We start from the raw sequence: 14,648 nt of genomic DNA, 5'->3' as shown, positions 1-14,648 counted from the left end.
CTCGATGGTCCGGGTCGTGGCGCGCTTCGCCCGCGCCAGGGTCGCGGCATGGAGCTCGCGCAGCGAGAGGTAGCGCTCGTCGTCCGGCCGCGAGAACCATTCGGACGAAACACGGCCGATGCGGCCGCCGCGCGAGATATCGACCTTGTAGGGGGCCGACCGAAGGGGCGGCGCAGGGGAGTGGTTGAGGACAGTCGCCATGGAAATTCTCCGCGACGGGCGCCGGCAGACTCTCTCCCGGCCCTGACCCGTCACGGCCGAACGGCCGCTCTCTTCCTCTCGGGGCGTTGCGGGGCGAAGCGCCCGCAGAAGGGGTACGGCCAGACGCGGCTGGCCGTCAGGGGAAGACCTTCCCCTTTTCGGATCTGCCAGCGGGAACCCCGCCATTCTGCAAGCCCGGTATCAGGCGAGGCCGTTGAGGAAATCCGCACGCGCCATCTGCCCGGCCGGCCCGTTCGCCGCGTCGATCAGCGCTACGGTCACCCGCCGCGCGAGGCGGCGCGCAAGGTTGCGATCCTTGCTCGGCACCAGTCCCTGGATCGCCCGGCCATGCACGAAGGCACTGCGCGTCTCGAACAAGGCGGCATAGTCCGCGCCGGCCTTCGGATCGGCGAGGAGCACCTCGACGCGGCGTGCCTGGCGGTCGCTGGGCGCCATGCGGGTTCCCTTGGGCCGTCCCGCCTGGCTGAAATCGGACCGGAGCCCGAGCGCTGCCTCGATCGTGGTCATATGCGCCATGATCTGGTCCATGCCCTCGCTGAACGCGGCACGGACCAGGAAATGCTTCACCGGCGTCTCGAACAGGCTGGTCGCCTGAGCTACCTCGACCCTGGCCCACCATGAGGCGTCGAATCCGGCGAGGACCGTTTCGGCGGCGTCGTACAACGGCACGCGGACCGGCCGCTCATATTCGACGACTTCGCCGTCATAGCCCTCGTGCGCGGCATCCTCCCGGGTAAGGGTGTCGGCGGTCGGCACCGGGCGGGGACGAAGGAACAGGTCATCGGTCGCGACATGGATCCAGGGAACGAGAAAGCCGCGCCAGTCGGTTTCGAGCGAATGCCAATCCTCCCAGGGCGCCAGGAGGAGGCCGAACAGGGCGTCGGTCACCGCCCCCGGATGCGTGCCGCCGTGCGGATCGATCGCCCCGAAATCGCGGCTCCAATTCTCGTAGAGGAACGGCAGGGCTCGCTGTCCGGCGCGCTCTGGCACCGGCACCTGCTCCTCGACCACCAGCCATTGGAACTCGCTGAGCCGATCGACGTCGAGCCGCTCCCGGGAAAAATAGCGCGCCAGCGCAACCCCGTCGAAGAGCTGCTCGAGCTCGGCGGACGCGAAGCGCCGAACCGTCGCTTGGCCGAACCGCATGTCGGGCATCGTGTCGGCAAGGTCGAGCGGGCACAGATAACGCCGCCGGATCGGCCTTGCCTCGAAGGCTTGGACGATCCTGTGCGCCGCTTCCTCGACCGAGGAGGGCTTTGCGGGCCCGGACATCAGGCATGGCAGGCCCGCGCCGCGAAGCGCGTCGGACAGCCCGAAGGAGAAGCCCATACCGCGGTCCGCAGCGGGGAAGCGCTGCTCGCAGAACGCCTTGAATGCGACGAAGGCGGGATGCCGGTAGAAGTCCTTCGGCCCCGGCGGCGCCAGGCGCCAAAGCGGTGCCAGCGCCTCCCTGGTCGCCTCGAGATGCTCGTCGCTCATGCCGCCGGTCTTGCCATGGCGGTCATGCCGGCGGCTAGGGGCTATGGCGATGGCGCAAGATGGTTCGCCTCGGCCAGGTCAGCCCAGCGAGGCTTCGATGATGTCGAGCGGCCCGGCCGTGTGGGCGGCGGTCCGGCGAACCGGCAGGCCCGCATCGAACAGCAGCTCCCATTCCGGTGAGCTCCCGACGTGGCCCCACATCGCCGGCAGGTCGCGCGCGAGCGTGAGCAGATAGATGGTCTGCCGTCCGCCAAGCTGGTTCTGACGGCGGATCGCGCTCAGCCGCGCGACGAACGGGCTGAGGCTGGTCGACAGATAGGCGTGGTAGAGCGGAGCCGCCGTGGGCAACTGATCGCTGCGCCCATGTAGCACGAGCTGCCCGCGCGGTACGATCACCTTGCTGGCGGCGATTTCGGCGGACAAGCCATTGGCTAGCGCAAGCTGCCGGGGGGTCGCGGTGCCGGCGGCGCGGTCGAATGCCGCCTGCTTGTAGGCATCGTACTGCCTGCCGCGATACGCCTTGAAGTGCGGCGCCGCCTTGAGGCGGGTGTAGAGGCCGGGCCAGCTCATCGCTGCCGCGCTGGCCTTGAGCCGCTTGTCGATCTGCCCGGTCGGCAGCTCCTCGCCGGCTGCGAGGTGCGTGAGCAAATCCAGGACTTGCGGGAAGTGGAGCGGCACCGGCGGCGGATTCAGGCCGAGCGCGACCAGGTCGGGGCGGCCGCCGCCGATGCTGAACTGCCAGTCGGTCATGTCGATCATGAGGCCGGACGCTGTCGGCGGGTGGTGTCGAGCATCGGGTTGCTGTCGATCACCGCGGTGCGGATCTTGTCGCGCAGCACGTCTCGCAGGTCGCTGCCGTTGGTCAGCACGTTGACGATCTCGTGAAGCGTGGCGAGCACGATGGTCTCTTGGCGCAGCGCGTCGCGCACGGCCTTGATCGCCGGCTCGGTGAAGCCGGGGTTGGCGATGAACAATCCGCGGGCGCCGTCGCGGCCGAACACGCGCACCATATGGGTCGAGACGTCGCCGACCCCGATATTCTCCGCCCACCATTTAAGCTCGACGAGATAGATCTGCCCGTCGATCTCGATGACGCCGTCGATCTGCTCGACGATTCCCTCGCCGGGGTCGCCGCGCAGCTCGAAGGATTCGCGGACGAGGATGCCGTAGACCGCGAACAAGTCGTTGAGGATTTTCTCGAGCGCCTTGCCGCGCCGGTGCGGGTTGGTTTCGCCGAACAGGGCGAACAGCCGATCCTTGACGTCGGCGACCGCGGCGGCCTGGCCCCGGGCCTTTTGCTGGTCGCTATCCCAGCAGATCGAGAAATCCTCGAACTCGACGACACGCTTGATGACCTCGCGGCGCGCGGCCAGGGTCGCATCGCCGCGCTCGTTGAGGCGGGTGAGCACGGCGCGCGCGATGGCATATTTGGTGAGGCTGTCCTTGTCCCGGGCGAGCTCGGCTTCGAGATCCGACAGAATATCCTGCGCGACGCCGGCGCCGCGGAAGAAGGTGAAGACGCCGCGCTTCGCCCGCACAAGAAGCGGAATCGTGTCGATGAGCTGCTCGAGCAAGTCGGCAGGGAAATGATAGGCCTCGTCGAACACGGGGCCGCCGGGTGAAGTCGCGTTGGTCATTGCCGGTTTGAGATCGTCATCTTTGGGTGCGAAGTCCAGAGAGCGAATATGCCAGTCCGGCTATGATCGGCCACACAGCGCCATTCTGTCCGAAATTTGTTGTTGTTTTTCGGACAAGCAGTTATGAGCTCTGTCCGAAATATGTAGGCAAATTTCGGACATGGATACGCCCGACCTCAAGACCCAGATGCTGCAGCGGATCGCCAAGGCAAAGCCGCGCGCGGTGTGGACGCCTGCCGATTTTCTCGACCTCGGCACCAGGGACGCGGTCGACAAGGTGCTGCAGCGCCTGGTCAAGGCCGGCGACCTCCGGCGGATCGACCGGGGCCTGTACGACAAGCCCGGCATCAACAGCCTGACCAGGCAGCCCACGGCGCCGGACCCGCGCGAGGTGATCGACGCGATCGCGCGGCGCGACCAGATACGCGTGCTGGTCGACGGCATGACCGCCGCCAACGATCTGGGCCTCACCAATGCGGTGCCATCCAAGATCGTGGTGCATACCGACGCGCGGCTGCGCTCGGTCCATCTCGGCAACATGATCATCACCTTCAAGCCGGCGGCAGCGAGCAAGCTCTACTGGGCGGGCCGCCCGGCGATGCGGATCGTGCAGGCGCTGCACTGGCTGCGCGACACGCTGGGCGATCCCGACGGGCGGGACGATCTCAAGCAACGCCTCGACGATCTGCTGCACAGCGGCCCCAACGCCGCCAAGGTCCGCAACGACCTGCGCGACGGGCTGTCGACGCTGCCGGCCTGGATGCACGATTTCCTCAAACCCCTGCTGAACGCGAGGCGCGCCGCATGAACCCCGCTTATGATGCGATCTTGTCCGCCGATGCCGCGACGCGCGCCGGCCTGTTCACCGCGACCGCCCAGCGGATCGGCACCACGCCGCAGAATGTCGAGAAGGACTTCTGGGTGTGCTGGACGCTCGACGCGCTGTTCAACGGCCTGCCCGAAGGCCCGCGCCTGCTGTTCAAGGGCGGCACCTCGCTGTCGAAGGGCTTCGGCCTGATCCGCCGCTTCTCGGAGGATATCGACGTCACGGTGTTCCGCGACGATCTTGGCGAAGCCTATTCGGTCGAGGATCTCCAGGGCATGACCGGCAAGAAGCGCGACAAGGCGCTCGATGCCATCCGCGAGGCGTGCGAGGCCTTCATCAACGGCAGCATGCTCGATAATCTCAGCGCAATCGCGGCAGAGGCCTCGGCGCGCACCGGCATCGCAGCGGGGCAGCTCAGCATCGTCCCCGACGAGAAGGACAGGCAGACCTTGCTGGTGCGCTATCCGACCGCGACCGATCATGACGCCTATATCCCCAAGGCGGTGAAGATCGAGTCCGGCGCCAAATCGGCGCTCGACCCGAATTCGGTCCGCGCGATCCGCCCCTATCTGGAAGCGGACGCGCCGGGGCTGGACCTCGAAGTGCCCAACATCACGATCGTCGATGCCGAACGGACCTTCTGGGACAAGGTCGTCATCCTGCACGGCCTGCGCCACTGGTACGAGGCGAAGGGCGTGCTGCGCGGCGGCGGCAACCGCATCTCGCGCCATTATTACGACCTGCACGAGCTGATGCATGCCCCGCTCGGCGAACAGGCGATCGCCGATCCCGCGCTGGGCGCGGACTGCGTCGCGCACGCGCGCATGTTCTTCAACCGCCCGGCGTTCGACCTGGCGAGCGCGGTGCCGCCGACGTTCGCGCTCATGCCCGAAGGCGAGATGTATGATGCTCTCCGCCAGGATTATGCGGCGATGTCCGGCATGATCTTCGGCACCGCCCCCAGCTTCGAAGCCGTCACCGAAAGCATTGCCGACCTCGAGCAGCGGGTGAACCTGCTCCAGCCGGGCTGAGCGAAGCCTGCCATCGGGTTGCGTGTCTGCGCCGAAGCACCGTTCATGCGTTCTCTTTTGCGGCCGCGACGGGCTCCTCGACGCAACGCGCCGGCGTCCCCATCTAATGTCTCCGGAATAGGGGAAGCATATGAACAGGGCGGATCGGCGTCGGCAGGAAAAGGAAGACGAGCGCAACACGGCACGCGGCCTGAATATTGAGGAACGTGACCCCGCCCAGGTCATGGCGCTGACCCGACTTGTCCATCGCGAGGTCCTCACTGCCCGCACGACCGGGCGTGTCACACCGGTACTCGACCTGTTGCTGCGCAACCTCGCCAAGACCGACTCGCAAGCGCCACACGATCTGGTCGCTTGTCGCAAGGGATGCTCCCATTGCTGCAAGATGTGGGTCTCCGCGACAGCGCCAGAGATCTTTCACCTCGCACGCGCGGTGCGGGCTGCGCGGCTTGACGTCGCCGATATCGTCGCGCGGTGCGGCACCACTCAGGGGCTGAGCTTCGAGACCCGCCAGCGCATAATCGGCGAATGTCCGTTGCTCAGTAGCGACGGAAGCTGCTCGGTCTATGCGGCGCGGCCGATGGTGTGCCGCACCGCGGCATCCGCAGACGCGGAAGTTTGCCGGCGCGGCTATCTCGAGATGAGCGGGGAGGATGTCCCCACGCCGATGTTCTTCATGTTTCAGCGAACCGGCTATCTGATGGCGTTGCGCGGTGCGTTTCTTCAGGCCGGCCTCCGGCTCGAAACCTATGAAATGAACGAAGCGCTGGCGGTCGCGCTGGCCGTGGAAGACGCCGAACGGCGATGGCTTCGCGGCGAGGATGTGTTCGCGGGGGTCCAACAGGATCCCGGTCCCAATCCGGTCGATGATCCGGCGAGCCGCTGGTTCCTCGCCCAGGCCTTTGGCAGCGAGGGCTAGCGCGGATCGACATTCAACGTAACCAGATCATGGCGGCGGCGAGGTGGATAAAGCCGGCGAAGTGGATAGAGCGACGATCATAGCGTGTGGCAAAGCGCCGGAAATGCTTGAGGCGACCAAAGCATCGTTCGATGCGGTTGCGCTGTTTATAGGCGACCGCGTCATGGGGGATTGGGAGCTTTCGGCAGCGGTTTGAGGGGATGACGGCCTCGGCGCGCATCTCTGCGATGATCGCGCGTAAGGCATTGCTGTCATAGGCTTTGTCGGCAAGCACGGCATTGCCGCTCTGCCCCTGAAGCAGAGCCGGGGCCTGGGTGATGTCGCCGGTTTGGCCAGGCGTGAGGATGAAGCGCAGCGGGCGACCGAGCGCGTCGGCCAGCATGTGGACCTTGGTCGTCAGTCCGCCTCGGGAACGCCCCAGCGCCTGGTCGCACGCCCCCCTTTTCCGGTCGCCGCATGCTGGTGTGCCCGGACGATCGTGCTGTCGATCATCAGATAGTGATTGTCCCGCTCGGCGGTCAACGCATCGAATGCCCGTTCCCAAACGCCGGCATGGCACCATCGGCTGAAGCGGCGATGGACGCTCTTCCACTTCCCATAGCGCTCCGGCAGATCGCACCAATGCGCGCCAGAGCGCAGCACCCACAAACATCCGTTTACGAACAATCGGTTATCGGAACCCGAGCGCCCCGGATCCGCCACCTTGCCAGGTAACAGCGATGCTATCCGTTGCCAATGCGCATCGCTCAGTTCGTACCGCTTGACCGCCATCAGTTGCTCCGCGTCTCAACACGGATGCCTATGAATCAGCGATCAGCCCATTTGGGAATCCCGAATGTCGATCCCCGCTAGGAGTCGCGGGCGCTCGCGTTCGCTGTACGTCAGCTCCTTTCTGACCACGTCCAGGATTACATGTGGGGTGGGCGCATGGAGATGGGAGTGGTCCAGCTCTTCGTTCCGCTGAAGGAACCAGCGGGAGACGACGGCAACGGCTTCGATGCTGGTGAGCGGGCGGGCAACGACTTCGCCCAGCCGCTTGCGTGCCGCGTCGACGGCCGCCCAATACCGCTGCTCGGCGAAACCACGGAGGCGCTGCGCCTGCTCCAGGCTGTCCGTATTCAGCGCAAGACGGAAAGGCGCGCGACCTACGACCGGCCACAGCGCCTTGGGGAACGCCTTGTTGAAGGACCAGCGCCCATTTCGCTGGATCTGGTTGAATTTCCGCGACACGTCGCGAGCCTCTTCTGTGACAAGTTTATGTGCCGCCGGCTGCCGTAAGCTACAGAAATCCAATGATTACCTCCCCCTAGGGGGAAGTGGTGCCCAGAAGAGAACGCAAAAAAGTTAACTAAGTATTTAATATTGTTACTAAATGTGCTTGTATAAGAGCAATATAGTACACGAAGTATGGCCAATTCAGCTTAGCATGATTTTGGCCCAGAGATTTGACTACCGTTTGCGCCAAATAATGTCAAGAGATCTTAAGAGATGTTCCCAACGAAACAATCGTAGATTGCTTGCCGTTGAGGGCATTCTTCGGCCTCACCCTCCCACACGAAAGGCCACTTTTGGGCCGAGACCAGGCTGGCAGCTTTCGGGCGACCAGCTTGGGATAGCCGACATTCAGAACGGCTGTATCGGCTGCAGAGAATTTTTCCGTTGAAAGTGTTCGAGGCCGTCAGAAGGCGATGAACTGACGTTGATGCTGCGTTCGAATTCTCAGTTCCCACCCTTTACCTGGACCACATAGAGCTGAGCATTGAATTCCCGCAGTCCGATGTCGGCGAGCTCACGTAACACGCGCTTGTCGGGATCGACAGGTAGCGTGGCATCGCTGACTGCCGGAATTCTCGCTTCCTGCCTGCGCTTGAAGGCCTCCGCCGCGGAGATCGCCTCCGGGGCTGCTGCAACGCTGCGAAGCTCGAAGCCGTCTTCGCGCGCGGTGCGGCGTTCGATGCGATCGATACGGTCTCGCGAGCGGTCTCGCGCCGCTTCCGCCTCGTTTAGCGCCTCCTGGGCCACTGCGCGGAGAGGCCGCTTGTCCTCGGCGAGTTGCGCCGCGAACATGGATTCGAGATCGGCGGCGCCTAGCGCCTCAATCTCCGTCGGCTCGGACATTACGATACACCTGCTGCCGTCGAACGAGACATGGTGCGGGCGGTCGTCGGAAAAAGATCCGATCAAACGCGGTCGCACGAAAAACGAGCGCTGGCGAACGGTGCCGCTCAGAAAAGCAGCATCGAACTCATCCTTTTGATGAAACATGGGCGCCGCGTAGAACACCCGGTTGGGGGCCTGGTCGAGATCGATAAGCATCTCGTGCTGCCGGGAATCTCGCTTCCCCGTGATCTCGCAACGATAGAAGGGCACATTGAGCCGGGCACCAGCGCGTATCTCTCTAGCGTTCCGCATTTGTAGACACTCAGAGCGCTTGAACTGAAGGAAGAGAGGAATACCCGGGGCCTCGAGTTTCACGTCATAGCCACCGCCTGTCCGCCCTTCCTCGATCAGCGAGGGAAAGATTGGAGCCGCGGACAGGCTGCCTAGGTTGTGTTGACAAAGTGGATTCCCAAACGGCCTGATCTCTGATTCAAGGCTGCTCTTTGCGAGGAGCAGCAATGGCGCGTGGCGATCTGACGGACGAAGAATGGGCGGTGCTTGAAGGTCTGCTGCCGTCCGAGCGCGGTCGAAAGGCGCGCCCCTCGCATGACAACCGGCGATTTCTGAACGGCATGCTGCATGTGCTGCGGGTCGGCTGCCCCTGGCGCGACATGCACGAGCGCTACGGCAAGTGGAACTCGGTCTATGTGCGGTTCCGGCGCTGGGCCGAACAAGGCGTCTGGGATGCGATGCTGGCCACGCTGGTCGAGTTCGGGCTGACCGACGACTGGCAGCATATGATCGACAGCACCACGGTTCGCGGCCATGTTTCGGCAGCGGGCGCTAAAGGGGGACTCATAAGGAGGCTTTTGGTCGATCACGCGGCGGCTTTACGTGCAAAGTCCACGCCCGCTGTGACAATCAGGGACGCCCTCTTGGCTTCATCCTGACCGGCGGTGAAGCGTCGGACTACGGGGCAGTCGACGACCTCATGGCGCTGCCGGCCAACAAGCCCAAAGCACTGCTGGCCGATAAAGGCTATGACGGCGATGCGGTTCGGGCGAACCTGTTGATGCACGGTATCCTGCCGATCATCCCGCCAAAGGCCAACCGGCGCGAAACCATCGCCTGCGACTTCCGTCGATACCGAGACCGTAACCGCATCGAGCGCATGTTCGGATACCTCAAGCATCAACGCCGCATTGCTACCCGATACGACAAGACCGCACTGTCGTTCGCCAGCTTCCTCAATCTCGCCGCCATCCGCCGGTGGTTGCCCAACTTTGTCAACAGAACCTAAGGCGATTACGAGTTCGTGCGTAAGCGCGAAGCCATACGAGAATTCGGAAATTAGCGACTTCACCTCTGCCTCCCCCCAAAAGTTTGCCCAGTAAACTTTCAAACTGATTGCGATCATTATTTAGGTCATGTGACGGGCGTGCATCGACTACCCTGGTAGCGGTCTCGACGACTCGGCTTAGCCGTATAAGTATCATGGTCCACCTGACATCAACGGCGATGGCACCGTCTTAGATCGAAGGCAGTGGCCCGCGCTTCCTCTCGGAAGCTTCTAGGAAATAGCTCCTCGGTGGCAAGTAAGGTCGCGATTTTAGCCGGTACTGGTCAAAACAGCGCCTCGAGTTTATTCTTCCCGGGGGGTATCAGATGGACATTGTCGTAGCTCAGACGCTGGACCGCGGAGCGCGGTTCTTTCGAGGCGACCTTCACATTCATAGCGTCGTGGGATCTCACGATGTTTCGGATGCCACGGCGACGCCCGAAGCAATTGTGGAGACCGCTCATCGCGAGGGGTTAGACCTGATTGCCATAGCAGATCACAACGAGATCACCGCAGTAGAACGCGCGATCGCCGCGGCGAAATCACTCCCGCTGATGGTCGTACCTGGCGTCGAACTCTCCACCGCCCATGGGCACGTACTCTGCTATCTCCCGACCTTGGAGGCCTGACGTGACCCCCGTTTCTTCATCCAGGTGGAACTAGAGACCGGCCCCTCAAAGGGACGGACGGAATGAAGCGGAAGCAATTCTCGGAAGAGCAGATCATCGGTATCCTGAAGGAGGCCGAGGCGGGCGCAGTGGTGACGGAGTTGTGCCGCAAGCACGGGATGTCGAGCGCGACCTATTACGCGTGGAAGGCGAAGTTCGGCGGCCTGGAGGTGTCCGACGCAAAGCGCCTGCGGTCACTCGAGGAGGAGAACGCCCGGCTCAAGCGGCTGCTCGCGGATACGATGCTCGACAACGCGGGGTTGAAAGACCTGCTGTCAAAAAAGTGGTGACGCCCGCCGCGAAGCGGCAAGCGGTCGCGCATCTCCAGGCGACCCTGGGGATGAGCGAGCGGCGGGCATGCGCGGTTGTCGGAGCGGATCGCACGAGCATGCGGTATCGCTCGTGCCGGGCAGATGATGGCGACCTGCGGTCGCGGCTGTGCGAGTTGGCACAGCAGCGTCGGCGGTTCGGCTATCGACGGTTGCACATCCTGCTGCGCCGGGACGGCATCACGATCAACCGCAAGAAGACCCAGCGGCTCTACCGGGAGGAAGGTCTGACGGTCAGGCGCCGGAAAGGACGAAGGCGCGCCGCGGGCGCGCGGGCACCTTCACCGGTGCTGGCGCTCCCCAACCAGCGCTGGAGCCTCGACTTCGTCCACGACCAGCTTGTCACCGGGCGGCGGTTCCGTGTGCTCAACATCGTCGACGACGTGACGCGCGAATGCCTCCGGGCGGTAGTCGACACGTCAATTTCGGGCCGGCGGGTCGTGCGCGAACTGGCCGATCTGATCGCCGAGCGTGGCAGGCCGAAGATGATCGTCAGCGACAACGGGACCGAACTGACCTCCAATGCGGTGCTCGCCTGGTCCGCCGATGCCAGCATCGAGTGGCATTACATCGCGCCAGGCAAACCGACGCAGAACGGGTTCGTCGAGAGCTTCAACGGTCGCATGCGCGACGAGCTGCTCAACGAGACGCTGTTCTTCACCATTGGCCAAGCCCGCTCGATCCTGGCCCGCTGGGTCGACGACTACAACACCGAGCGGCCGCACTCGTCGCTCGGCTACGCTACCCCGGCCGCATTCGCTGTGACCTGCTGCCCGTTTCTTGGACCATTTTGAGCTGGAAAATTCCAGTTATGGAGGAGGGCCAGGGAAGCGGAGTGAGCGATGAAGAGGTCGAAGTTTTCGGAGGCGCAGATCGCGTTCGTGTTGAAGCAGGCGGAGGATGGGACGAGCGTCGGCGAGGTGTGCCGCAAAACGGGGATCAGCGAGGCGACCTTCTATGCGTGGCGCAAGAAGTACGCGGGTCTGATGCCGTCGGAGATGCGACGGCTGCGTCAGCTCGAGGAAGAGAACGCTAAGCTCAAGCGGCTAGTGGCTGATCTGAGCCTCGACAAGGCGATGCTGCAGGATGTCGTCTCGCGAAAGCTCTGAGGCCTGACCGGCGGCGGCAGTTGGTCGATGATGTGCGGAGCACCTGGCAGGTCAGCATCAGGCGGGCATGCGGTGTGCTTCGGGCGGAGCGATCGACGTACCACTATCGTGGACGCCGCGCCGATCAGGCCGATCTGAAGAAGCGGATGAAGGAGATCGCCGAGACGCGGGTGCGGTACGGCTATCGCCGGATCCATGTGCTGCTGCGGCGCGAAGGCTGGGACGTGAACGCGAAGCGGATCTATCGGCTTTACAAGGAGATGGGCTTGCAGCTGCGGCACAAGCCGCCGAAACGCCGGGTGAAGGCGAAGCCAAGAGAAGGCCGCTGCGCGGCGTCTTGTTCGAATGAGGTGTGGGCCATGGACTTCGTCCATGACCAGCTTGCGACGGGGCCGAAGCTGCGCATCCTGACGGTGGTCGACACGTTCAGCCGGTTCTCGCCGGCGGTGGTGCCGCGGTTCAGCTTCCGGGCTCCCGACGTGGTCGAGGTGCTCGAGCGGGTGTGCGGGGAGCTGGGCTATCCGGCGTCGATCCGCGTTGATCAGGGCAGCGAGTTCATCTCGCGCGACCTCGACCTGTGGGCGTACACCCGCGGTGTCGTGCTCGACTTCAGCCGACCGGGCAAGCCGACCGACAATGCGTTCATCGAGTCGTTCAACGGCAAGTTCCGAGCGGAGTGCCTGAACCAGCACTGGTTCATGAGCCTCGACGACGCGGTCCGAAAATGCGAGGCTTGGCGCAGAGACTACAATGAGGTGCGACCGCATAGCGCCATCGGCAACAAGACGCCGATATCGCTGGTGAACCAGTCAGCGGCACATGGCCCGCCGCTGCCGGCAGATGCTGGATGAACGCCAGCCGAGTGGTCCAAGAACGGGTAGCGGCTCAGCTGCCGGGCTCGAACAGCAACGGGCGGGGTTAACCCCGCCCGTTGCTTCACCTGCGCTCATGCGCGACAACACCGGTCGGTCTCTGGTTGCCGCTGGTTGAAAGACTGGGGTCACGTCACTTGCGCTCATGCTGTCAGCCGAGTCCAACAAGCCGCTGATCATCGATCAGCCCGAAGACCATCTCGACAGCGAGTTCATCTATCAAACGCTCGTGCCGGTTCTGCGACGCGCAAAGGAGCGGCGCCAGGTGATCGTTGTCACACACAATGCGAACATTGCGGTGCTCGGCGACGCGGAGCAGATCATCGTCCTGAAGGCCATGGATGACAAGGGTATGATCGTTTCCACCGGTTCAATCGACCACCCTGAGACTCGTCGCAACGCCTGCGCGATTCTCGAAGGATCGGAAGAGGCGTTCAAGCGCCGCGCGAAGATTTACGGCGTTGTGAGCTAGTCGAAGAACGAGCTAAAGGCGGCTTTTAGGAGTCGTAGCCATGCCGCTCGATTACCGACCATAGGGCGCGAAGCGGACTGTCGGTAGATGTGATCCCCAGATCTGGTTCGCGTCTCTGAATCCGGTGCGTGAAAGCAACGCTCCTAAACACTGCAACGAACTGCGGCGCTTTGACGTTAAGAGTCGGACGCGCGTTGCGCCGGAGGTAAGGCGGCGGCGCACCTGCCAAATCCTCTGCCGCAAGGCGTAGCGGTCCGTGTCGGCTCTAGATTGAGGACAGCGCGACTTTGGTCCGGTACGGTTTCGATTGTGCGACTTTAGGCTGCCGCTCAGGCCTTATCATAGGGCGCGGACCCGCGTATTCCGTCCGAATCGTCCAAGCGTCGACATGGAAGAGCGCACAATCATGAGCTTGCAGAGGACGGCGCTACCGGAAGCCGACCGCCGGTTCATCATCGGTCGATCGGCTGGATCCTGCAACAAATGCCGGATGCGGGTATTCGTCGAAAATGAATTTGGCGAGCGTGCACGGCTCGCCGATGATGCGCACATCTACGCCTATTCGGCAGACGGCCCACGCGGTGACTCGCCTGGCGCGCCGGCTAACCCCAATGACCGCGGTAACATCATCCTGCTCTGCAAAACCTGCCACAGCGAGGTCGACCAGCAGCCACTTCAATATACTCCTGCGGTCCTGACGAGCATGCGCGAGGAGCATTATGCGTGGGCAGACGCGCGGCTTGGCCAGGATGCCATCGAGAAGCCGCGATTTCGCTACATTCTTTATCTCAACCTGATCCGCACCGACCTGTACGCCGTCGCGAGCTCGATCCTGCCACCGCAGCTAGACCTAGGCACGGCGCAGCGCTTCTCCGACCTGGGCATTGGTGCGGGGCGGGTCATGGCCAACTATACGCACATCTTCAACAATGAAGAGCTTTACGGTCGGCAGATCGCTCCCGATGATCGGATCGATGACCTGATCGTGGGGGACTATTGCTTCATCGAGGAGGCCAATTTTCGAACGGTCGCGATCGGTAAATCGCGCGCTGTTGAGCAGGCCTGGGCCAGGGACCAGAGCGTCATCTACCGTGACTGTGCCGGCTGGCGCCTCATTTGCGCGATCGATCCCCGCTGGATCACAACAAACACGGCAGGCGTGACGTTGGAGTCAGGCCATGCTCGGCTGTGCGGGGTTGTTCGCATCAATCGCATCGATGATGAGGCGCACAAGGTCTACGCGTCCCCGCTCTTTCTTGCCCAGCCCTGAGGAATTGACATGCGTGTCGATCATGTTGCTGCCACGGCCCATTTCGCCGGTCTGGATGAACACCCCGTAATTACAGAGGACAGCGCAACATGGGTTGGTGCCATCGAAAATTGCGACGTCTGCTCACGCCCGATGCAGGGCGAAACCTACATGATTGACGGCAAAGCGCGACCTTTTGCGGACTCGATGTGGGCCAATCTTTGCGTGTCGTGCGCCTACAAGAGCAGCCCGAACATCGGCTGGGGCATCGGGCAGCTCTACCGCCGCCAGGATGATCAATGGTACCTCGTGGCAGGCGGACCGCCGCCTGAAGATATTTATGATAATTTCGGTGATTGAGATCTTGCACCAAATTCTATTGCTAACTTCATCATG

At 63.2% G+C, this 14,648-nt stretch carries 12 protein-coding genes and 4 pseudogenes; 10 read left to right on the top strand and 6 right to left on the bottom strand.

Translation table 11 applies throughout. From position 1 onward, the window contains the following. Window positions 1-402 precede the first annotated feature (402 nt). The 3 genes from ACG3SL_RS19735 to ACG3SL_RS19725 all read right to left on the bottom strand — a co-directional run bounded on the left by ACG3SL_RS19735 (window position 403) and on the right by ACG3SL_RS19725 (window position 3,338). Window positions 403-1,701, bottom strand: a complete 1,299-nt coding sequence (locus tag ACG3SL_RS19735; protein ID WP_448662848.1) for a hypothetical protein — start codon at window positions 1,699-1,701, stop codon at window positions 403-405. 78 nt (window positions 1,702-1,779) lie between these two features. Next, window positions 1,780-2,460, bottom strand: a complete 681-nt coding sequence (locus tag ACG3SL_RS19730; protein WP_448662847.1) for a hypothetical protein — start codon at window positions 2,458-2,460, stop codon at window positions 1,780-1,782. Continuing rightward, on the bottom strand, window positions 2,457-3,338 hold the full coding sequence (locus ACG3SL_RS19725) for a restriction endonuclease (protein ID WP_448662846.1): 882 nt from the start codon (window positions 3,336-3,338) through the stop codon (window positions 2,457-2,459). Before ACG3SL_RS19725 ends, ACG3SL_RS19730 begins: the two co-directional genes overlap by 4 nt. Before the next feature lie 160 nt (window positions 3,339-3,498). On the opposite strand from ACG3SL_RS19725, the gene ACG3SL_RS19720 reads away from it, so the two are divergent. The 3 genes from ACG3SL_RS19720 to ACG3SL_RS19710 all read left to right on the top strand — a co-directional run bounded on the left by ACG3SL_RS19720 (window position 3,499) and on the right by ACG3SL_RS19710 (window position 6,114). Next, window positions 3,499-4,146: a DUF6088 family protein gene (locus ACG3SL_RS19720; protein ID WP_448662845.1), complete on the top strand. Its 648-nt coding sequence runs from the start codon at window positions 3,499-3,501 to the stop codon at window positions 4,144-4,146. Next, on the top strand, window positions 4,143-5,195 hold the full coding sequence (locus ACG3SL_RS19715) for a nucleotidyl transferase AbiEii/AbiGii toxin family protein (RefSeq protein ID WP_448662844.1): 1,053 nt from the start codon (window positions 4,143-4,145) through the stop codon (window positions 5,193-5,195). Before ACG3SL_RS19720 ends, ACG3SL_RS19715 begins: the two co-directional genes overlap by 4 nt. 130 nt (window positions 5,196-5,325) lie before the next feature. Then, window positions 5,326-6,114, top strand: coding sequence for a YkgJ family cysteine cluster protein (locus tag ACG3SL_RS19710; protein WP_448662843.1), 789 nt, complete (start codon window positions 5,326-5,328; stop codon window positions 6,112-6,114). A gap of 13 nt (window positions 6,115-6,127) precedes the next feature. Here the strand turns inward: ACG3SL_RS19710 and ACG3SL_RS19705 are convergent. From ACG3SL_RS19705 to ACG3SL_RS19695, 3 genes and pseudogenes are all read right to left on the bottom strand, one after another. Continuing rightward, a pseudogene (locus tag ACG3SL_RS19705) lies at window positions 6,128-6,885 on the bottom strand (IS5 family transposase). Between the two features lie 42 nt (window positions 6,886-6,927). Then, window positions 6,928-7,344 (bottom strand): hypothetical protein, encoded by a 417-nt coding sequence (locus tag ACG3SL_RS19700; protein ID WP_448662842.1) that lies wholly within the window; start codon window positions 7,342-7,344, stop codon window positions 6,928-6,930. 489 nt (window positions 7,345-7,833) lie between these two features. Continuing rightward, a complete protein-coding gene (locus ACG3SL_RS19695) occupies window positions 7,834-8,430 on the bottom strand; it encodes a hypothetical protein (protein WP_448662841.1) in 597 nt (198 codons plus the stop codon). Window positions 8,431-8,732: 302 nt separating this feature from the next. Here ACG3SL_RS19695 and ACG3SL_RS19690 point away from each other — a divergent pair. From ACG3SL_RS19690 to ACG3SL_RS19660, 7 genes and pseudogenes are all read left to right on the top strand, one after another. Next, a pseudogene (locus ACG3SL_RS19690) lies at window positions 8,733-9,514 on the top strand (IS5 family transposase). Window positions 9,515-9,879: 365 nt separating this feature from the next. Further along, the gene (locus ACG3SL_RS19685; RefSeq protein ID WP_448662840.1) at window positions 9,880-10,182 is read left to right on the top strand and encodes a PHP domain-containing protein; all 303 of its coding nucleotides are present in this window, start codon (window positions 9,880-9,882) and stop codon (window positions 10,180-10,182) included. Between the two features lie 62 nt (window positions 10,183-10,244). Further along, window positions 10,245-11,317: pseudogene (locus ACG3SL_RS19680) on the top strand (IS3 family transposase); the annotation flags it as partial. Between the two features lie 75 nt (window positions 11,318-11,392). After that, window positions 11,393-12,510, top strand: a protein-coding gene (locus ACG3SL_RS19675; RefSeq protein ID WP_448662839.1) for an IS3 family transposase whose coding sequence is annotated in 2 segments (ribosomal slippage) — window positions 11,393-11,645 and window positions 11,645-12,510 — 1,119 coding nt in all. Because the reading frame shifts where the segments join, the coding sequence is not laid out codon by codon here. Between the two features lie 157 nt (window positions 12,511-12,667). Further along, window positions 12,668-13,003: pseudogene (locus ACG3SL_RS19670) on the top strand (AAA family ATPase); the annotation flags it as partial. 388 nt (window positions 13,004-13,391) lie between these two features. Continuing rightward, window positions 13,392-14,273 carry a hypothetical protein gene (locus tag ACG3SL_RS19665; protein ID WP_448662838.1) on the top strand — a complete coding sequence of 294 codons (882 nt, stop codon included), beginning with the start codon at window positions 13,392-13,394 and terminating at the stop codon, window positions 14,271-14,273. 9 nt (window positions 14,274-14,282) lie between these two features. Next, on the top strand, window positions 14,283-14,612 hold the full coding sequence (locus tag ACG3SL_RS19660; protein ID WP_448662837.1) for a hypothetical protein: 330 nt from the start codon (window positions 14,283-14,285) through the stop codon (window positions 14,610-14,612). Window positions 14,613-14,648 lie beyond the last annotated feature (36 nt).

This window comes from Sphingomonas degradans, from assembly GCF_053502645.1.
Note: the sequence above shows the minus strand (reverse complement) of the source record. Positions and strands in the feature narration are given on the sequence as shown.